At 68.2% G+C, this 19,688-nt stretch carries 16 protein-coding genes and 1 pseudogene; 5 read left to right on the top strand and 12 right to left on the bottom strand.

Annotation, left to right across the window (positions count from 1 at the left end; genetic code table 11):
* Positions 1–2: 2 nt before the first annotated feature.
* Together HZA32_11055 and HZA32_11050 are read right to left on the bottom strand one after the other, a co-directional pair.
* Positions 3–1,181, bottom strand: a complete 1,179-nt coding sequence (locus HZA32_11055; GenBank protein MBI5424610.1) for an efflux RND transporter periplasmic adaptor subunit — start codon at positions 1,179–1,181, stop codon at positions 3–5.
* The gene (locus tag HZA32_11050; protein MBI5424609.1) at positions 1,178–1,672 is read right to left on the bottom strand and encodes a MarR family transcriptional regulator; all 495 of its coding nucleotides are present in this window, start codon (positions 1,670–1,672) and stop codon (positions 1,178–1,180) included. The genes HZA32_11055 and HZA32_11050 overlap by 4 nt, the downstream gene beginning before the upstream one ends.
* 280 nt (positions 1,673–1,952) lie before the next feature.
* Here HZA32_11050 and HZA32_11045 point away from each other — a divergent pair, with 280 nt between their 5' ends.
* Positions 1,953–2,168 (top strand): hypothetical protein, encoded by a 216-nt coding sequence (locus HZA32_11045; GenBank protein ID MBI5424608.1) that lies wholly within the window; start codon positions 1,953–1,955, stop codon positions 2,166–2,168.
* 58 nt (positions 2,169–2,226) lie between these two features.
* Here HZA32_11045 and HZA32_11040 read toward each other — a convergent pair whose 3' ends face one another.
* The 3 genes from HZA32_11040 to HZA32_11030 are packed head-to-tail and all read right to left on the bottom strand — an operon-like array spanning position 2,227 to position 3,631.
* Positions 2,227–2,664: a hypothetical protein gene (locus HZA32_11040; GenBank protein MBI5424607.1), complete on the bottom strand. Its 438-nt coding sequence runs from the start codon at positions 2,662–2,664 to the stop codon at positions 2,227–2,229.
* Positions 2,661–3,059, bottom strand: a complete 399-nt coding sequence (locus HZA32_11035; GenBank protein MBI5424606.1) for a hypothetical protein — start codon at positions 3,057–3,059, stop codon at positions 2,661–2,663. The genes HZA32_11040 and HZA32_11035 overlap by 4 nt, the downstream gene beginning before the upstream one ends.
* 32 nt (positions 3,060–3,091) lie before the next feature.
* Complete coding sequence (locus HZA32_11030) at positions 3,092–3,631, bottom strand: SRPBCC family protein (GenBank protein ID MBI5424605.1); 540 nt, start codon at positions 3,629–3,631, stop codon at positions 3,092–3,094.
* A 202-nt stretch (positions 3,632–3,833) separates the two neighbouring features.
* Here HZA32_11030 and glpK point away from each other — a divergent pair, with 202 nt between their 5' ends.
* Positions 3,834–5,330 (top strand): glycerol kinase GlpK, encoded by a 1,497-nt coding sequence (gene glpK, locus HZA32_11025; protein ID MBI5424604.1) that lies wholly within the window; start codon positions 3,834–3,836, stop codon positions 5,328–5,330.
* A 108-nt stretch (positions 5,331–5,438) separates the two neighbouring features.
* Positions 5,439–8,066 (top strand): LysM peptidoglycan-binding domain-containing protein, encoded by a 2,628-nt coding sequence (locus tag HZA32_11020; GenBank protein MBI5424603.1) that lies wholly within the window; start codon positions 5,439–5,441, stop codon positions 8,064–8,066.
* Between the two features lie 54 nt (positions 8,067–8,120).
* Here HZA32_11020 and HZA32_11015 read toward each other — a convergent pair whose 3' ends face one another.
* Positions 8,121–9,059, bottom strand: coding sequence for an AEC family transporter (locus HZA32_11015; GenBank protein ID MBI5424602.1), 939 nt, complete (start codon positions 9,057–9,059; stop codon positions 8,121–8,123).
* Between the two features lie 107 nt (positions 9,060–9,166).
* On the opposite strand from HZA32_11015, the gene HZA32_11010 reads away from it, so the two are divergent.
* Positions 9,167–9,817: an AhpC/TSA family protein gene (locus HZA32_11010; GenBank protein ID MBI5424601.1), complete on the top strand. Its 651-nt coding sequence runs from the start codon at positions 9,167–9,169 to the stop codon at positions 9,815–9,817.
* Between the two features lie 65 nt (positions 9,818–9,882).
* A pseudogene (locus HZA32_11005) lies at positions 9,883–10,746 on the top strand (NAD(P)-dependent oxidoreductase).
* A gap of 241 nt (positions 10,747–10,987) precedes the next feature.
* Here the strand turns inward: HZA32_11005 and HZA32_11000 are convergent.
* The 6 genes from HZA32_11000 to HZA32_10975 all read right to left on the bottom strand — a co-directional run bounded on the left by HZA32_11000 (position 10,988) and on the right by HZA32_10975 (position 19,217).
* Positions 10,988–12,301, bottom strand: a complete 1,314-nt coding sequence (locus tag HZA32_11000; protein MBI5424600.1) for a hypothetical protein — start codon at positions 12,299–12,301, stop codon at positions 10,988–10,990.
* Positions 12,302–12,470: 169 nt separating this feature from the next.
* On the bottom strand, positions 12,471–12,890 hold the full coding sequence (locus HZA32_10995) for a hypothetical protein (GenBank protein MBI5424599.1): 420 nt from the start codon (positions 12,888–12,890) through the stop codon (positions 12,471–12,473).
* A gap of 146 nt (positions 12,891–13,036) precedes the next feature.
* Positions 13,037–15,829 carry a TonB-dependent receptor gene (locus tag HZA32_10990; protein ID MBI5424598.1) on the bottom strand — a complete coding sequence of 931 codons (2,793 nt, stop codon included), beginning with the start codon at positions 15,827–15,829 and terminating at the stop codon, positions 13,037–13,039.
* Between the two features lie 224 nt (positions 15,830–16,053).
* Positions 16,054–16,851 carry a response regulator transcription factor gene (locus HZA32_10985; protein ID MBI5424597.1) on the bottom strand — a complete coding sequence of 266 codons (798 nt, stop codon included), beginning with the start codon at positions 16,849–16,851 and terminating at the stop codon, positions 16,054–16,056.
* A gap of 2 nt (positions 16,852–16,853) precedes the next feature.
* Positions 16,854–17,966 (bottom strand): histidine kinase, encoded by a 1,113-nt coding sequence (locus HZA32_10980; protein MBI5424596.1) that lies wholly within the window; start codon positions 17,964–17,966, stop codon positions 16,854–16,856.
* A gap of 165 nt (positions 17,967–18,131) precedes the next feature.
* Positions 18,132–19,217, bottom strand: coding sequence for an ATP-dependent 6-phosphofructokinase (locus HZA32_10975; protein ID MBI5424595.1), 1,086 nt, complete (start codon positions 19,215–19,217; stop codon positions 18,132–18,134).
* Positions 19,218–19,688 lie beyond the last annotated feature (471 nt).

Here is a 19,688-nt window from a genome sequence, read left to right as displayed (position 1 = left end):
GCTCAGTCCTGCGCGGCGGCGGCGGCCGCGGCGGCAGCTCCGTTTCCGCTGTTGGTGGTGGCGAGAGTGGCGAACTCGACTTTCGCGCCCGGCAGCAGGCGGAGCTGGCCGTCGGTGACGACCGTCTCGCCATCCTGCACGCCCGAGGCGAGCAGCGTGCGGTCGCCGTCGGTGCGCACGACCTTCACGTTGCGCAGCTCGACGGTCTTGTCTGCCTTCACGACGTAGAGCGTCGAGCCGTCCTGCGTCGTCTGCACCGCCGTCGTGGGCACGACGAAGACTCCCTTGGTCACGTCGACGAGCGTCTTCACGTGCACGAACTGCCCGGGCCAGAGCACGTGATCGGTATTCGCGAAGACCGCCTTCAAAGTCACGGAGCCCGTCGTCGCGTCGACGGTATTGTCGATGAAGCCGAGTTTGCCGTCCGTGCGTCGCACACCCGAGGCGCGCTCAGTGACGGCGACCGCTGCCGTGCCGCTGGCCATGGCCGAGCGGATGAGCGGCAGCGCGGTTTCCGGCACGGAGAAACTGACAGCGATCGGCGCGAGCTGGTTGATCGAGACGATCGAGGTGTTGGCGTCGTTGGCCTTCACGAGCGCGCCTTCGTGCAACAACAGCTGGCCGGCGCGGCCCGCGAACGGCGCCTTGATCTCGGTGTAGCCGAGCTGCAGCTCGGCGTTGGCAAGCGCGGCTTCCTTGGCCTGCACGTCGGCTTTCGTCGTCTGCGCGCGCGTCATGTATTGCGCGTAGGCCTCCTTCGAAATCGCCGATTGCTGGTCGAGATGGGAATAGCGTTCGGCGTCGATCGTCGCCTGCTCGGCCTGCGCCTTCGCGGTGGCAAGCGCGGCCCGGGCGACGAGCACGGCGTTCTCGAACGGCCGGCGATCGAGCGTGACGATGCGGTCGCCCGCCTGGACCTCGTCGCCTTCCTGGAGGTGCACCTGCGCGATGATGCCGTCGACCTGGGATTTCACGACGACGGAGCGCTGCGCCTGCACGTTGCCGATGGATTCGATCCAACGGGGCACGTCGGCCTTGCTCGCTTTCGCGACCTGCACCGGCACGGCGGGCGCGCTTCCGCCGCGCGCGGCGGAACCGGACTTGCCGCAGCCGGCAAGCAAGCCGAGCGCGAGCGCCAAACTCGCAACGAAACACAGACGAGAGGAAACGAACGTTTTCATGAAAGGGAGGTGCCGTTGCGCCCGGCCGATTCGGCGTCGCGCAGGCGGAGAAGATTGCCGCGAATGCGAGTGAGGTCCTCGATCAACTCCGTCAGCCGCTCCGGCGGAACGCCGTCGAGGTAATCGGCCCGCAGTTCGTCCGCGAGTTCGTTGAGCTTCGCCACCACGCGGCCAGCGCGCGCCGTCGGATAAAGCCGGTAAGCCCGCGCGTCCGCCCGGTCGTCGCGCCGCTCGATCCAGCCAGCACGCTCGAGGCGGTCCGCCTGCCGGCTCACGCTGATCTTTTCCATCTGCATCAGCTCCGCGAGCTGGCTTTGGGTGATGCCCGGCTCCCGCCCGAGATAGAACAGGAACATCCACTGCGCACGCGTCAGCCCGAGATGCCGCACGCGCCGGTCGAAGACGCGCCGCACCTGCCGGTTGATGTCAGCGAGCAACAGCGAGACCTGGCGGGTGTCGGCGGCGTGGAGGCGTGGCACGGGAGGCGGCATCGGTAAGCTAGCTTACTATCGGTGGCAAGTCCGACGACGCCGGCGCCCGGCGCACAGTTACCGCCATCACACCGCGGCACAGCCCCCTCAGCACAGCTTTCCCGCGACACAGCCCACCGCGGCACGCCACCCTGCCCCCACTCAACCGCCCCCAGGAAAACCTCCGCCTTCACCCACTCTCAGCGCCCCGCCTCAATGTTCGTATTACGAACATCCTCGACTCCAGGGGCGCGCGTTTTGGAACTTGGGTGCGGGGATGCAGCCTCGCTAGGTTGTCGCCATGCCGCGCTACGTCCTCGCGCTCGATCAAGGCACCACTTCATCCCGCGCCATCGTCTTCGACCGCCGCGGCCGCGCACACGGCACGGCGCAGCAGGAATTTGCCCAGCACTTCCCCCGCCCCGGCTGGGTCGAGCACAACGCCCACGATCTGTGGGAAACCACGCGGCTCCCCGCGCTCGGCGCGCTCGCCGACCTCAACGCCGCGCCCAACTAGCCGGCCTCGCGACGCGGAGGAAACCCGGACCGCCGCCCGCCGCGCCTCCGCCCAGGCGTCAACCTCCGCGCGGCCCCAGCCACCGGCCGCCGATCCACACCGAGGGCAGCGCCGTCAACGTCAGGCCGATGGAATACCATTTCGGTCCGAAATCCGGTCCCTGGTTCCAAGTCGCCGCGACCGCCACCGCGCAGAGCGCCGTGCCGATCCAGCCCTGGATCCACACATGCCGCATGGGATGGTGCGGCGCCCACCGCGCCGTCAACCCGCCACCGATCGTCTGGAACACCAGCCGGTAGCCCCACGCCAACAGCCACAGCGCATCGGGCATGGGCCGGCCCGCCGGCGGATACAGGCCCGTAGCGTGGCAGAGCTGATCCGTCGCGGTCGAGAGCACAGCGACGAGGATGAATCCGCCCGCCACCGCCAGAATGCTGCGGCCGATGTGGCGCGGCGCCGGAGCGTCGGACCGGTTGTCCGGTGAGTCGTTTTTCATGGGTGGAGAGGCTCGTTTCCCGGGACCGCCGGGCGGCCGCGCAGCTCGGTCAGGTTGGGGCTGAATTCCGCGACCGGCCGCACTTCGACGCTGAGGCCGAGCGGCAGGCTCGGGCACTGTTTCGCAATCGCGACCGCCTCCGCAAAATCGCGGACCGACAGGAGGAAGTATCCGCCGACACCTTCTTTGGATTCCGCGAACGGGCCGTCGGTCACGAGCCCGCCGGCCGCGCCCGAGACCACGCAGCCGCGCTGCTCGAGCGGCTGGCCATGCAGGAGCTGGCCCGCCGCCGTCAGCTCGTCGAGCCATGCGCCCCAGCGCTGCATGAGCCGTTGGCGCTCTTCGGGAGATAGCGCCCGGTAGGCTTCCGGCTGCGAATCCCGGAAGAGCAGCATCACTTGCGTGGAGGGTTTTTGCACGGCGAGCCTTAGGCGCGGGCGCGACCCTCCACCAACGCCTTCAGCGCGGCCAGACCTTTCTCCAGCTCACGCTCGATGGAGCGCCGCATGAGCAGGTGAATCGCCTTCATCAGGAAACTGTTCCGCCCCGTCATCGTCCAGGTCGCGCGCGTGGCTCCGCCCTCCGCCGCCAGCGCGAACTCCATCTGGCAACTCGCCGCCAGCGGCTTCTCGTAGTCCTCGCGCAGCCGCACCAATTCGCCGGCGCGGCTCTCGATCACGACCATGCGGCCGGCGCCGGCCGCCGCGTTGCCGCGCCAGGCATACGTCGCGCCGACGCCGCTCTCCGGCCCCGTGTAGCTGCGCTGGATCGTCGGATCGCACTCCGTCTTCACCCACGGCTGCCACGCCGCGTGGCGGCGCAGGTCGTTCAGGTGCGGGAACACCGCGCCCGGCGGCGCCGCGATCGCCACGCTGCGCGCGTAGCGGAAATCCGCCGGTTGCCGCGCGACCACGAGCGCGAGTCCGGCCAGGAGCGCGGCGAGGAAAACAAGGAGCGGGATAAGCATAGAGGAGGAAGGAGTCCGTCGCGCGAGACACGCCACGGGATATTTTCAGCCCCATTTATTAACGAACGAACCCGCGCCATCCGGACATTTTCCACCGAAAAATCCATCGCCCCCGTCCGCCGCGGCGCTGCGCCCGCCCGGCGTGGCGGCTTGCTCCGCGCGCGCGGACGCGTCAGTTTGCCGCTCGCCCCGCCCGCGCCCCATGAGCCAACCCCGCTACGTCCTCGCGCTCGATCAAGGCACCACTTCATCCCGCGCCATCGTCTTCGACCGCCGCGGCCGCGCGCACGGCACGGCGCAGCAGGAGTTCGCCCAACACTTCCCCCGCCCCGGCTGGGTCGAACACGACGCGCACGACCTCTGGGAAACCACGCGCCTCACCGCCCTCGGCGCCCTCGCGAAGGCGAATCTCACCGCGCGCAGCATCGCCGCGATCGGCCTCACCAACCAGCGCGAGACCACACTGCTCTGGGACCGCCGCACCGGCCGGCCGCTCCACCGCGCCATCGTCTGGCAGGATCGCCGCACCGCCGACGCCTGCGAAAAACTAAAACGCGCCGGCCTCGCGCCGCTTTTCCGCCGCAAGACCGGCCTGCTCCTCGATCCGTATTTTTCCGGCACGAAGCTGGCGTGGCTCCTCGATCATATTCCAGGCGCCCGCCGTCGCGCCGAGCGAGGCGAACTCGCCTTCGGCACCGTGGACACGTGGCTGCTCTGGCGCCTCACCGGTGGCACCGTGCACGCGACCGACGCCTCCAACGCCTCGCGCACGCTCCTCTTCAATCTCCGCACCGGCGCGTGGGACGACGAGCTCCTCAAAATCCTCCGCGTCCCGCGCGAGGTCCTCCCCGAAATCCGCGACAGCTCCGGCGCCTTCGGCGAAGTCACCGCCGTGCCCGCACTGCGCGGCGTGCCCATCACCGGCATCGCCGGCGACCAGCAAGCCGCGCTCTTCGGGCAGGCCTGCTTCCGCCCCGGCATGGCGAAAAACACTTACGGCACCGGCTGCTTCCTGCTCCTGCACACCGGCGACAAGCCTGTCGCTTCGAAAAACCAGCTCCTCACCACCGTGGCGTGGCGCCTCGACGGCCGCCTCGAATACGCCCTCGAAGGCTCCGTCTTCGTCGGCGGCGCCGTGGTGCAATGGCTCCGCGACGGCCTCGGCCTCATCGCGCGCTCGGGCGACGTCGAGCAACTCGCCGCGCGCGTCCCCGACAACGGCGGCGTCTACCTCGTGCCCGCGTTCACCGGCCTCGGCGCGCCGCATTGGGACGCCGCCGCGCGCGGCGCGATCATCGGCCTCACGCGCGGCAGCAACGCCGGCCACGTCGCCCGCGCCGCGCTCGAAAGCATCGCCTACCAAAGCGCCGACCTCCTCGCCGCGATGCGCGCCGACTGCGGCCGACCGCTGCGCCAGCTCCGCGTCGACGGCGGCGCCACCGTGAACGACGCGCTGATGCAATTCCAAGCCGACCTCCTCCGTGTGCCCGTCGTGCGCCCGCGCACCACCGAGACGACCGCGCTCGGCGCCGCCTACCTCGCCGGCCTCGCCGCGGGCTTCTGGAAAAATCGCGCCGAAATCGCCGCGCTCTGGCAAGCCGACCGCACCTTCACCGCCCGCGCCAAACCCGCCGCCACCGCCCGGCTCCGCCGCAACTGGCAGCGCGCCGTGGAGCGCACGCTCGACTGGCAGGAGTGAAGTCAGCCGAGCCGCCCGTAAATTCCCGCTGAATATCGCGCGGGAAGACCGCCACCGGGCTTGCCGCCGCCCGCGCGAACCGGCACAAGTCGCCATCTGACTTTTGCCATGAAGTTTTCCCGCGTCCTCCGCCACGCCTTCCTCGCCTCCGCGCTCACCGCCGGCCTGTCCGCCGCCGAGAGCGACCTCGCCGCCCTCCGCGCCAAGGCCGAGAAGGGCAACGCCATCGCGCAATACAACCTCGGCCTCGCCTACGCCGAGGGCCGCGACACCCCGGTCGACCGCGTCGAAGCCTACGTCTGGCTTTCCCTCGCCCTCGATAACGGCGCCCGCGGCCGCGCGCTCGACGCACTCACCGCGCAGCTCAGCGCCCCCGAACTCGACGCCGCCAAGTCCCGCCTCGCCGAGCGCCGTGGCGCGAAAGCCGCGCCGGCCACCCCCGCAACCACGCCGGCCTCCGTTCCCGTTTCCAATCTCGAAGCCGAACTCGCGCAAACCAAGTCCGACCAAAAGCAGCTCAGCACCGAGCTCGCCGCCGCCTGGAAGGAGACCGACCAGCTGAAAGCCGAACTCGAGAAAGCGAAAGCCGCCGCCGCTTCCGCCGGCGACGTCGAGCAACTCCGCCGCGAGCGCGACTCCCTCTCCGCCAAGCTCACCGAGCTCGCCGGCGACCTCGCCACCCTCCGCTCCGAGCGCGAGCGCCTGCAGAAACTCGCCGCGCAGATGCAGAAGGAAGTTTCCGATTCGCGCGACACCACGCGCGCCGCCGAGGAACAAGCCCGCACCTCCGAACAGCGCATCGGCGAACTGGTCCGCCAAGTCGAGTCACAGAAAGCCGAACTCGCCCGCGCCGACGAAGCCCTCAAGTCGCTCCAGGCCGCGCCCGCCACCGCCAAGGAATCGCCCGAACTCGCGCAAAAAATCCGCGAGCTCCAGGCCGCCCAAGCCGAGATCGAGACCGCCCGCGCCGCCAACGCCCAGCTGAACGCCACGCTCACCAAAGCCGCGCAGGACCGCGCCAACCTCGAACGCATGCTCACCCAGGCGCAGACCGCCGCGATCGATTTCGGCAAGCAGATCGACGCCCTCAACGCCGAGGTCGCCGCCCTCAAACAAAAGCCCGCCGTCGCGGCCTTCCCCGACCTCCGCGAGCGCGTCGCCGATCTCGAGGCCCAGGTCACCGCGCTGCGCAACGCACCACCGGCCTACCCCGATTTGCGCGAACGCGTCGCCGACCTGCAGGCGCAAGTCACGGCCCTCCGCAACGCCCCGCCCGCTTACCCGGACCTGCGTGACCGCGTCGCCCAACTGGAGAACCAACTCTCCGCCGCCGCGAGTTCCGGCGCCGCCAGACCGGCTGCGCCCGGCTATCCCGATCTCCGCGACCGCGTCGCCACGCTCGAGAAACAACTCGTCGAGACCAACCGCCGCGCCGACACGCTCGACACCCGCGCCACCGAACTCACGAACGCCCGGGCCGCCCTCGAGAACGACCTCGCCACCGTCCGCGCCCAACTCAGCCGCAGCCTGCAACAAGCCGGCGTCGCGCAGGAAGCCGCCGACAAACTCGGCGCCGCCAATCGCGCCCTCGAGGAACAACTCGCGTCCGCGAAAAACGCCGCACCGGCCTATCCCGATCTCCGCAGCCAGGTCGCCGATCTCCAACGCCAGCTCGCCGCCGCGCAAAGCGCCGCGCCCGCCTACCCCGACCTCCGCCGCCGCGTCAGCGAACTCGAAACCCAGCTCGCCGCGACCAGTGCCCGTCCCACCGCCCCCAGTTATCCGGATCTCCGCGAGCGCGTGGCTGAGCTCGAAGCCCAAGTCACCGCGCTGCGCAACGCTCCGCCCGCGTATCCCGACTTGCGCGAACGCGTCGCCGACCTGACACAGCAACTCGCGGCCCGCCCGGCTGCCCCGAACTATCCCGACCTCCGCAACGACGTCGCCGATCTCCGTCGCCAACTCGCCGCCGCCCGCGACGCCAAGCCCGGCTACCCGGACCTCCGCGAGCGCGTCGCCGATTTGGAGCATCAGCTCGCCCGTGCGTCCCTCCCCAGCACACCGGCCTACCCGGATCTCTCCGCGCGGGTCGCGCAGCTCGAGTCGGCCCTCGCCACCACGCGCGCCCAGCTCGCCGTCGCCCAGCGCGAGACGCCGGCCACGCCGACCGAGGATCCCGCCGCGCTGAAGGAGAAGCTCGCCACCGCCGAGGACAAACTCGCCACCGCGCTCAGCGGCTACTCGCAACTTCAGAAAGACTACGACGCACTCCAGGAGAGCGTGACGAAGTCCACCGGCGCGCTGAGCAACGAGAAGGATTCCCTCTCCTCGCGTCTCGTCGCCGCCGAGGAATCCGCGCGCAACGCCCAAGCCGAAGTCGCTCGCCTGAACGAAGCCCTTGCGGCCACGCAACGCGGCAGCAGCCAAGCCGGCACCGAGCTCGCTTCGACGCGCGCCCTGCTCCAGCAGGTCCAAGGCACCAACGCGCTGCTCGCCCAGGAGAACTACCAGCTCAAGGCCGCGCTCGCCAACAACCCCGCCGCACGCAGCGCTGCGACCGTCGCCGCCGCGGCGAATGTCCGCACGCACACGGTCGAGGCCGGCGATTCCCTCTCGAAGATCAGCCAGCGCTACTACGGCAACACCGGCCGCTGGCAGGAAATCTACGGCGCGAACCGCGAGCTCATCGGACCGCAAGGCCAGCTCAAGGTCGGCCAGGTGCTCCGCATCCCGTAAGCCGGCTCCGCACCTCCCACTCCCAAGGCCCGCCGCGCGCGGGCCTTTTTGTTTTCACTGCGGGAACAGCGCCACGCACACCGCCAGCGCCGCCAGCGAAGTGACCACGCTCACGACGATCGTCGTCGAGGCGAGTTGCTCGTCGCCCTTCATCTCCACCGCCATCGTGTAGGAGACGATCGCGGTCGGCGAAGCGGAGAGGATCATCAGCAAACTCGTCTCGACCGCGCCGAGGCCGAACATCCGCGCCGCCGCCCACGCCAGCAACGGCCCGCCGAATGTCTTCAACAACGCGGAGCCGACCGGCGCCTGCCACGACGCGCCGAATCGCGCCGTCACGAGCGATCCGCCAACGCCGAGCAAGCCGAGCGGCAGCGCCATCTCGCCGAGCGCTTCGAGCGTCTGCGCGATCGCGTGCGGCAGCGTCCAGCCCATGACCGCGAAGCCGATGCCCGCCAGCGTCGCCAACAGCGGCGGCGTCACCGCCAGCTGCTTCACCACCGGCCGCACGGACGCCCAGCCGAGTTCATGCTGGCTCGCCACGAGCACGATCACGGCGCCGAGATTGTAGACCACCATCGTAGGCGCCACCACGAGCACCGCCGCGGAATGCAGCGGGATGCCGCCGAGCACCGGCACGTTCGGCAACGCGAACACGATCGGCAGGCCCACGAACGCCAGGTTCCCGCGAAACGCGCCCTGCACAAACGTGCCCATCGCCGCACCCGGCACACGCAACAGCACCGCCAGCGCGTAGCCCGCGACGAGCGACAGCGCGAGCACCGCTCCCATCGCGCCGAGCAGTTTCTCGGCCCCCGCCGCCTGATGCAACGAACTCACGAGCTGGCTGAACAACAGCGCCGGCAGGCCGAGCCAGTAGGTCACGCGGTTGGCCTCGCGCAGGAAGCTCGCGGACACGAACTCCGTGCGTTGCATCCACGCGCCGAGCGCGATCATCAGGAACACCGGGGCAAGCGCGTTGAGCACGAGCATGGTGCCGGACTTTGCGTGGCGCATCCCGGGGCGTCCACGTCGAAAGTCCGACCGCGCGCGCCGCGCGCAGGAATAAACGACGCGCGACGATGCTCCGAACTTCACCCATGAACACCTTCGCCACGCTTCGCCGCTCGCTCTTCCTCTCCGCGTCGCTCCTGACCCTGCTGCTGCCTTTGCCGGTCCGCGCCGCCACCGACATCGCCGCCTCGCCCGCGACCGCGCATCCGCTGGCTGTCGGCGCGCGCGTGCCTGACGCTGCGATCAAAGCGATGGACGGCACCGACGCCTCGCTCGCCGCCCTGCTCGCCGGCAAGCCAACGGTGCTGATCGTGTTCCGCGGCGGCTGGTGCCCGTATTGCACGCAACACCTGGCGGAGCTGGCCGCAGCCGAACCGAAGCTGATGGAACTCGGTTTCCAAATCGTCGCGCTCAGCACCGACCAGCCGAAGAACATCCGCTTCCTCACCGAGGAAAAGCATCTGCCCTACCGCCTCTTTTCCGATCGCGACATGCACGCCTCGCGCGCGCTCGGTTTGGCCTACCGCGTCGATAGCGCGATGCAGAAGAAATACGCCGAGTGGGGCATCGATCTCCCCGCCATCCCGGGCGACGCCGCGGCGCGCTGGCTGCCCGTGCCCGCCGCATTCGTGATCGCGCGCGACGGCACCGTGCGTTTCGCGCACGCCGATCCGGACTACAAGGTCCGCGTGAGCGGCGAAAAGCTACTCGCCGTCGCGCGCGACGCAGCACGCTGAAAGCGGGGGATTTTGCTTCGCGTCGCCGGACCAAACTTGCTCGGCTCGCCGGCATGTCGACTCTCTCGATCGCGTTCATCGGCACGGGTGTCATGGGCCGCAGCATGGCCGGCCACCTCCAGAAGGCGGGCCATCGGCTGCACGTGCACAACCGAACGAAGGCCAAAGCGGAGGATCTGCTCGCCGCCGGCGCCGTGTGGCACGACACGCCCGGCGGCGCCGCCGCGCAGGCGGACTTCGTCATCACGATCGTCGGCTATCCGCGCGACGTGGAGGAGACCTACTTCGCGTCGACCGGCGTGCTCGCGCACGCGCGGCCCGGCGCCGTGTTGATCGACATGACCACTTCCAGCCCCGCGCTCGCGCGCCGCATCGCCGCAGCTGCGGCGGCGAAGGGCGTCACGGCGCTCGACGCGCCCGTCACCGGCGGAGATGTCGGCGCGCGCGAGGCGCGGCTCTCGATCATGGTCGGCGGCGACGCGGCGTCATTCGACCGCGCGAAGCCGCTCTTCGAGGCGATGGGCAAGATCGTCGTCTTCCACGGCGCGCCCGGCAACGGCCAGCTCTGCAAGCTCGCCAACCAGATCGGCATCGCCTCGGTGATGATGTCGTGGTGCGAAGCGCTGGCCTTCGCGAAGTCCGCCGGGCTGGAGCCGCAGCGCGTGTTGGAGAACATCGGCGGAGGCGCGGCCGGCAGCGTCGGCATGACGGTGCTCGCGCCGCGGGCGTTGCGGGGGGATTTCGCGCCGGGCTTCTACGTGAAGCATTTCATCAAGGACATGAACCTCGCGCTCGAGACGGCCGCCGAGCTGAAGCTCGACCTGCCCGGCCTCGCCGCCGCGAAGAAACTCTACGACCTCGCCCGCGCGAAAGGCTACGACGACTGCGGCACGCAAGTCCTCTGGCGCCTCTACGCCGAGCGCGGGTGAGGGTCTGAGCCACGACGGGCTCCCGCTTGCGGGAGCGAGCGCGGCCGAGCGCGGATCACGCCGCGTTCGACGGCGAGGCTCGACGCGAGGTCGAGCCCGACAAACAGCCGCCTGCGACCGCGAAGAGACCCGGCCTGCGCCGAGTAACCCAATAGGTTACCCGTGGTGCGGCGCGCGCGACGAGTTCCAGAGAGGGACGGAGGCGAACGAGTAACCTATTAGGTTACCGGGCGGCCGGCGCTCAGAGTTCCTTCGGCTCGAGCATCGCGAGGCCGCGCATCGTGGCGTCGGTGACGGCGCGGTAGGTCCACTTGCCGGGCCAGTCGCGGCGCAGGATGACGTCGAGGCGGTCGGAGCCGCCGGAGACGGCAACGTTGCGCAGGAGCGGCGTGCCGGACTCGGCGAGCAGCGGCAAGCGCTCGGCGCTGGCGCGGATGAGACTCTCGACGACGGCGGAAAGCATCTGCTCGCGCGTGCTGGCGAGCGTGAGCCCGGTGAAAGCGCCCTGGCGTTGCACGATGCTCGTGCGCTCGCCGGCCATGTAGGGCTCGAAGCGAACGGAGCCGGAGGCTTTCGGACCGAGCTTGGCGAGGCGGCGGAACTCCGCCTGAAATTCCGCGATCGGCATCGTCGGACACATCTGGTCGCGCACCCAGTAGATCGCGGACGCGACGGCGGCGAGCGTGCTGACTTGGAGGAATTTTCCTTCGATGCCGAGCGCGCGGGTGAGGAGGCGTTCGTGCGGCTTCGGCTTGTTCGTGCAGAGCGCGAGGACGTCGGTGGAGCCGGTGACGTTGAAGAGTTGGCCGACCTTGGCGCCCGCAAGGATCATGCCGGCGCTGCCGTCCATGAGACCGACGATCATCGGCGTGCCGGCGCGCAGGCCGAAGGCGCGGGCGGCTTCGGGTGTGATGCGGCCGCCGATGCGGTCGGCGTCGTGGACTTCGGGCAGGAGCGCTTGGTCGACGCCGAGGTTGGCGCAGAGTTCGTCGCTCCAGCCGTCGAGTTTCAGCGTGCGGTAGAGGCCGGTGAACGACGCGTTCGATGGATCGGTGACGCGCGCGCCAGTCAGGCGGCGGTGGAGGAAGGTGTTGAGGTGGCCGACGAGGTCGGCGCGGCGGAGGCGTTGCGGCTCGTGTTGCTTGAACCAGGCCCAAGTGGTCGAGCTGATGCCGCCGGGGAATGGCCGGCAGCCGCAGGTGTGGAGGTGCGCCTCCTTGCCCATGCGGGCTTCGAGTTCCTCGGCTTGGGCGACGCTGCGGCGATCCTGGTGGGTGACGATGGGCGTGAGGGCGTTGCCCTTGGCGTCGAGGGCGACCCACGCGGGGCACATGACGGCGAGGTGGATGGCGTCGACGCTTTGGGCGAGGCCTTTCAGGCCGGCGATGGCGGTGCGGACGGCGCGGAGGAGTTCGTCGGGCTCGACCTCGACCTTGGGGCCGTCGCAGCGGGACTTGAAGAAGGCGCGGGGGGATTCCGCGAGGGTGGTTTTGCCGCGGAGGATGCCCGCGATGACCGAGGAGGAGCCGACATCGATGCCGAGAATCGTCGCCATGGACGCGGACGCTACGGCGAGGTGCGGCGGCGGGGCAACGCTGTGCTCGGGCGCATTGTTGCCCGGGAGGAGGAGGCGCGGGCGAAGCGCGAGAGAAGCTTGTCGGGCTCGCGGCGGCCCGGCGGTCTCGCCCTACCGCACGCTTCGGTGCGGCGGGGCGATGTCGGTCTCAGGCGGCGGCGCGTTTCGGCAGGAGCTTGATGGCGAGCCAGCCGGCGAAGAGCACGGTGACGAAGTTCGCGACCCAAAACCAAGCCGGGTGCGGGAGCGCGAGGAGGTTCATCAGGGAGGCGACGACGAAGAGACCGGTGACCATCACGGCCTGACGCGGACCGCCGTCGGAGGAGAAGCGACCGGCGACGTGGGCTCCGGCTGTCACGCCGACGAAGTAGCTGACGAGCACGGCCACGAATGCACCGACGGGCAGCGTCTTGAAGTAGGCGGCCATGGCGGCGGGATCGCGCGGGTTGAGGCCGGCCGGCAGCGGGTAGAGCACGCGTTGGCTGAAAATCTGGAGAGCGGAGATCAACAGCAGGGCGGTGAGCGCGCCAGCGAGGGCGGCGAGGGTGTTGCGCACGACGTCTTTCATGGGAGCGGGCGCAGCATTGGAGCCGCGGCGATGGAGTCGAGCGGAGTTTCGCGGGTTTGGGGCCGCGTCCCAACGACGACAAAAAAAGAGCCGGGCGGTGAGGCCCGGCTCGATTTAGACACACACACTAACAACTAAAGCGGCGCTTAGAATTCGCGGGAGATGCGAACATACCAGAAGCGCGGATCGATCATCGCGATGCCGGCGTTGTAGCCCTGGCTGGCGGGCAGATAGAGCGGCGGCTCGGAGTCGAACACGTTGCGGACACCGACCGTGATCCGGGTCTTCCAGAGGCCGGCGTAGCTGACCTGCGGGTTGACGAGGATCTGCGCGTCCTGCTTCGGCGAGAGGTAGTTCGTGACGATCGTGCTCGTCGGCATCTCGCCGAGGTAGTTCACGAACACGGAGGCGGCCCAATCGGCCTTGTTCCACGCCAGGGTGACGTTGCCGCGCCAGAGAGCGGAACCGTCGGTGCCGTCAAGGTCGGTGACGCTGGCGGTGCCGAGCGAGTTGATGTTCGTGCGCTCGAAGTTCGCGACGTAGGTCGCGGCAGCGCGGGCGCGGAAGTTGCCCCAGCGCGCGGTCTTCCACTGGTAGCCGATCTCGAAGTCGTAGCCTTCGTAGACCTGCTTGCTGGAGTTATACCAGTCGGTGCTCACGTAATCGATGATGCCGACGGGATAGCCGAGGGCGATTTCGGCGGGCGTGAGCGGCTTGCGGACGACGCGGCCAGCGGGGAGCGTGAGCTCGTTGTTAAGCGTGAACGTGGCGCTGTCGCGCGTGATGAGGTTGCGCTGGTCGAACTTGAAGTAACCGGCTTCCATCACGAGGCCCTTGAGGAGGCCGGAGGGAACTTCGATCACCGTGGAGATCGAGTAGGTGTTGGTCTCCTCGGGCTGGAGGCCCGGGTTGCCCTTGCCGAGCGTCTTGATCTGGGCGGAGGGCTGATCCGGACGGCGCGGGTCGAACACGGCGCCGGAGGTGAAGCTAACGGAACCAGCGCTGTAGAGATACTGCAGGTCCGGCGCGCGGAAGGACTCCGAGTAGGAACCGCGGAGGAGGAGCCACTTGTTCGGGCGGTAAGCGAGGGCGATCTTCGGCTTGGTGGTGGTGCCGAAGTCGGAGTAGTCCTCGAAGCGGGCGGCGAGCTGGGCCTCGAGGGCGCCGACGCCGGAGCTGCGGGCGAGGATCGGCACGCTCAACTCGGCGTAGGCCGACGTGACGTTGCGCTTGCCGGTGTAGCCGAAGCCTTCGGAGCCGCCGACGACGTTGCCGTTCTCGTTCTCGAGCGTGCGGGTATCGGTGATGCTCTCCTTGCGGAACTCGGTGCCGGCGGCGACGCCGACCTTGCCCGCGGGCAGGTCGAAGAGGAAGCCGTTGGCGCTCAGTTCGTAGATGTTGCTCGTGAAGGTGGTCTTGGTCGGATTCGCGCCGGAGTAGTAGTCCGTGATGCGCGGGTCTTCGGGGCCGAACGGATTGGCATACAGCAAGGAGCCGTTGATGACGACGCCATTGAGCGCTTCCTGGACGCGGCTGTCGAACGCGGTGCCGGGCGAGGAATTGTAGAAGCTGCCCTGGGCATACATGGCGGAGGTCTGCCAAGCCCAGTCGTTCGGGAGGTCACCCTTGAGGCCGACGAGCATGCGCGGGTAATCCGACGTGGTGTCGCTGACTCGAGGGCCGGCGTTCACGAGGCGGTAGGTGCTGAGCTCGATGGTTTGACCGGCGCCCGGGAAATAGCGGTTGCCATACGGGTTGTAGGGATTGTCGGCGGAAACGCGAAGGCGGCCGTTGGTGCCGGCGCCCTTGTCGGTCGTGGTGAACGGCGACGGGGCGGCGTTGTTGATGCCGGTGATGCGGCGGTAGAACAGATCGGCGAAGCCACGGATGGTGTCCGAGAATTCGTGATTGATATACATCTGGAACCCGAAGCGGCTCTCTTCCGGCGAGAGGAGCGTGTCCTTCTGGAAGTCGTAGAGACCGGCGCCGGTCACGCGGCTGGTCGCGACGGCGTCAGCGACGCGCGGATCGGTCGTCGGATTGAGGAACGAGCGGATCGTGTTCGTGCCGGGGATGAAGAAGCGGGCCGGGAACGTGCTGGACGAGCGCCAGTCGACGCCGGTGACGGTGCCGAGGATGGTGCCGCCGGCGCCCTCATCGCTGACTTCAACCTGGTCGGTGCCCTTCTTGTCGGCGCGGAGGTCCGCGGTGTTGGACCACGAGTAGTCGCGGTCCGCGATCGCGTTGCGCTTATAGATGTCGGCCATCGCGGTGAGGCTGGTCTTGCCCGTGCGCGCGCCGGCGATGATGAAGGCGGAGGTTTCGAGGGAGTCGTTGCCGAAGGTGTTGCCGATCGACAGGTCCGTGCCGACGCCCGTGTAGTCCTGCTTCAGCTTGATGTTGAGCACGCCGGCGACCGCGTCGGAACCGTAGATGGCGGAGGCGCCGTCCTTGACGATTTCGATGCTCTCGACCGCGGCGGCCGGGATCTGGCGGAGGTCGACGACGGTCTGGAAGCCGTTGAACGTGCCCGCGCCCGACGGAGCCGCACGGCGACCGTTGATGAGGACGAGGGTGTTGTTGTTGCCGAGGCCGCGGAGGTTGACCGTGGACGTGCCGGAGGCAAAGCCGGTGCTGGAACTGATCGGGGTGATGGATTGACCGGTGTTGAACGGCATGGCGCGGAGCGCGTCGTCCACCGTCGAGAAGCCCGTGGCCTGCAGGCTTTCTTGAGTGATGCGGACAACGGGGCTGGGCGTCTCGGCGTCGACGCGGCGAATGCGCGAACCGGTGACTTCGAACTGCTGCAGCTTGACGGTTTCTTCCGGCTTGGCGTCGCTCGTCTGGGCAAATCCAGGCGTCGCGGAGAGGATGGCCAGGAGCGCGCTCAAAACCGAGGCGCTCGCCATCCGCGAGGGATGCGAGTTGTTCTTGTTCATATGTTAGGTTGGTGGCCCGCTGCGCAGGAACGCACGAGGGCAACGCACACCTCACTCTCCTGTCCTTCGGCGGACAACGCGCCGTCGACTCAGCCTGCCGGCCTTACGACGAACACGGAAAAAAACAGGTCAACCGCGCCAGACTCACGGCCAACCGTCAAAACCGGCACGTCGGAGTCCCGCGCTGGAATCAGCGAGAATGCGCTACAAAGCGCCGCACAAAGTCACTTCAGTCTATCGAGCACGCCGCGATAGCTCGGCCCGATTGGCAACGCCGTGCCGTCGTCGAGCTCCATTCCGTGACTGCGCGCGAGCATCGGCATGACGCGGCGCACGTAATTCAGGTTCACGATCGTGCTCTTGTGGATGCGGACGAAAATCTCGGGATCGAGCATCTCCTCGATCTTCGTGAGGGTCATGCGCACCATCAGGCCGCGTTCCTTGAGGTGGAGCTTCACGAAATCCCCCTGCCCTTCCACCCAGCGGATGTCAGGTTGGTTTAGGAAATGGAGCTGGCCGTCCGCCTTCACCACGAGGCGCGAAAAGTCCGCCACGCCCGGCGCCGGCGCGGAGGCCGAGCCACCGGGAGCGAGGGTGGGTTGGAGTTTTTCCAGCAACGCGCGCAAAGCCTGCTCGGTGGCGCCGAACGATCCGGCGCGGATGCGGCGCTTGGCGCGATCGAGCGCAGCGTGGAACCGTTCGTCGCTGTAGGGCTTCACGAGATAATCCGTGGCCTGCAGTTCGAAGGCGCGCAGCGCGAACTCGTCGTAGGCGGTCACGAAGATGATCTCGGGACGCTCGCCGGCCGGCAGCTTTTGCAGCAATTCGAGGCCCGTGAGGAGCGGCATCTGGATATCGAGGAACACGAGCTGCGGGCGCAGCTTGCGGATCATCTCGAGCCCACCCTCTCCGTCCGTCGCTTCGCCGACGACTTCGATGTCGGTTTCGTTCTCTAGCAAAGTGCGCAGCGCTCGCCGGGCGGGGCGCTCGTCATCGACGATGAGGACGCGGATCTTTTCCATGGTCAGTTGAGTTGGCTGGCGGCGCCGGCGGTGCGGAACGGCAGTTCGATCGTCACCACGCAGCCGGCGGGGTTGCTGAGGTCGTAGGTAAGCTTGTGGGTCGGGCCGAAGGCGCGCTCGAGACGGGCGCGCGTCGCCTGCAGGCCGATGCCGTGGCTGTCCCGCGCGTCGGCTTTGCGTCCGCCTTCGGCGGGATCGTTGAACACCTCGAGGCGCATCCGGCCCGCATCCAGGCGTTGCGCGATCACCCGCACGCGGCCGGGGTTGCGGCGCTGCGCGATGCCGTGTTTCACTGCGTTCTCGACCAGCGGCTGGAGAATGAGCGTGGGCACGAGGGCGTTGAGGCATTCCTCGTCGGCCTCGAAACTCGTGACGAGCTTCTCCTCGAAGCGCACCTTCTCGACCGAAAGGTAGCACTGGGCGTAGTCGAGTTCGCGCCACAGTTCGATCTCCTGCTTGCCGCCGTTGGCCATGAGCTGGCGGAGCAGTTGCGAGAGCAGCGAGATGGCCTCCACGGCCTTGTCGCGCTCGCCCTCGCGCATGAGCGACGAGATGGCGTTGAGGGAATTAAACAGAAAGTGCGGCTGCACCTGTTGCTTGAGCGCCGCGAGCTCCGCCTGCACGAGCTGCGTCTGGAGCTGCTCCTCGCGCAGATCGGTCTGGACCTTGTGATTGACGAGGTAGCGGATGTAGTCGGCGGTGACGACGATCCAGTAGACGTAGAAATCGATGAACGAGCGCGCGCTGAGCATGTTCCAGATCGCGTCGATCCCGTAATCCTCCAGCCGCCACCAGCCGAAGGTGATGTTGAGCGCCCACAGCCGCACGATGTTGCACCACGCGAGCAGCGTGAGCGCCGTGAGCATGTGCAGCGCGAAGCGCACGACGTGGTTCGGATGCCGCCGCACCAGTTCGCGTCGGAGCAAAAATACCGCCGGCGTCAACAGCGCCCACAACCACGCGCGATACATCTGCGCGACCCAGAGCACCACGTGCGCACGGGGCGAGTCCGGCATCTGCGACAGACTGATGTAGGTCTGCAGCGACAACAGCACGCCCACGGCGGTCCAGACGCCGAAGATGAAAAGCCAGTTGTGCCGCCGGGGCTCGGACATCGCGGTCGTAAACCGGGCCAGTCCGTCCGACGCAAGCCCCGGGCGCGCAGACGCACTCAACCCAGCCTCAACGGCAACGGGATTGGACGCCGCAGCACCCGTGTTGGTCGTGGAATTTTCCGTGTTCGTCGAAAACCGGGGGTTCGACGTCAGCCGCGAGCAGCCTTAGTCGCCCCAACAGATACCGAGTGCCCGGCCGGTGCGAATCAAATCTCCGTCCGTCGGGACCGTCTTCAGCTTGCCGACAGCATCGGCGATCGGGATCGGCACGATGTCGGGCGGGCGCGAGGCGACCATGTGGCCGTAGCAGCCCTCGTCGATCAGGCGCACGGCGTTCGCACCGAAGCGCGTGCAGAGCAGGCGATCGAACGTCGTCGGCACGCCGCCGCGCTGCAAGTGACCGAGCACGCAATTGCGCACTTCCTTGCCGGTGCGGCGACCGATCTCCTCCGCCACGACGGCGCTGATGCCGCCCAGGCGAGCCTCGCGGTTCTTTTCCTCGGGGCCGCCGTGGGTGGTGAAGTCGCCCCCCTTCTGGCGCGCGCCCTCGGCGACGACGACCATGGTGAAGTGCCGGCCCTCGGCCTCGCGCTCCACGATCTTGCGCACGATGCTCTCGTAGGTGAATTCGATCTCGGGGATGAGCACGACGCTCGCGCCACCGGCGATGCCGGCGTGCGCCGCGATCCAGCCGGCGTAACGGCCCATCATCTCGACGACGATCACGCGCTTATGGCTCTCGGCGTGTGTGCGGAGGCGATCAATGGCGTCGGTCGCGAACGAGACCGCGGTGTCGAAGCCGAAGGTCACGGCCGTGCCGTCGATGTCGTTGTCGATGGTCTTCGGCACACCGACGATCGGGATGCCGGCGCCCATGCATTGCAGGCCGATGGAGAGCGAGCCGTCGCCGCCGACGACCACGAGTGCGCGCAGACCGAGCGCGTCGAAATTGCGTTTCGCCTCGGCGAGGACGGCGGGGTCGATCTCGCGCTTTTCGCCGTGACCGGCCTTGGCGACGAAGCGACCCTTGTTGGACGTGCCGAGCACGGTGCCACCGAGATAGAGCAGGCCGTCCATCTCCTGGTAGTTCATCGGACGGGCCTGGACAGGCGACAGAAGGCCGTCGAAGCCGCCGTAAATACCGAGGGTTTCCCAGCCGCGACGGTCCGCGGCCTTAACGACCGCGTAGATGACTGCGTTCAATCCCGGGCAGTCGCCGCCGCCAGTGACGATACCAATGCGTTCTTTCATGCGTGGGTGTGGTTAAAGGAAAATGAGGGAAGAGTGGAGCTGACAGTTCACCTCAACGTATCGGGCCGCTCAACCCCCAACTGTGTTCAAACTTGCGCGCATATGGGCGAAGTTTGCGCATCTGTTGCGTGCAACGTGTTAAGGCGAAACGAAAAGCCCCGCCGCGCCGCCCGCCGCCGGCATGTGTGTCAATTCGCGGTGACGGGGCCGCATTACCCTCCGTAGCTTCCGCTGCCGAATCTGCGCCCGCCCCTGTGCTCAAGTGCCGCCCCAGCCACTTGGCCTTAAATAAGCACACCTCGCTCAAAGAGCCCTACCGCACCATGACACCCGCGAGCACCTCACGCACGATATTCGTCCGTTCATCCATTCCGCGCCAATCGGGCGGGAGCGCGCTCCGTTCAGGAACCTATTAATTAAGGCAACGCGGCGGGCTGCCGCACGGAGGGAGGTGCGCCTCGACGGAGGAGC

The sequence above is a fragment of the Opitutia bacterium genome (assembly GCA_016217545.1).
Classification (GTDB): Bacteria; Verrucomicrobiota; Verrucomicrobiia; order Opitutales; family Opitutaceae; genus Didemnitutus.
The sequence above is the reverse complement of the archived record's forward strand: the minus strand, read 5'-3'. Positions and strand labels throughout refer to the sequence as shown.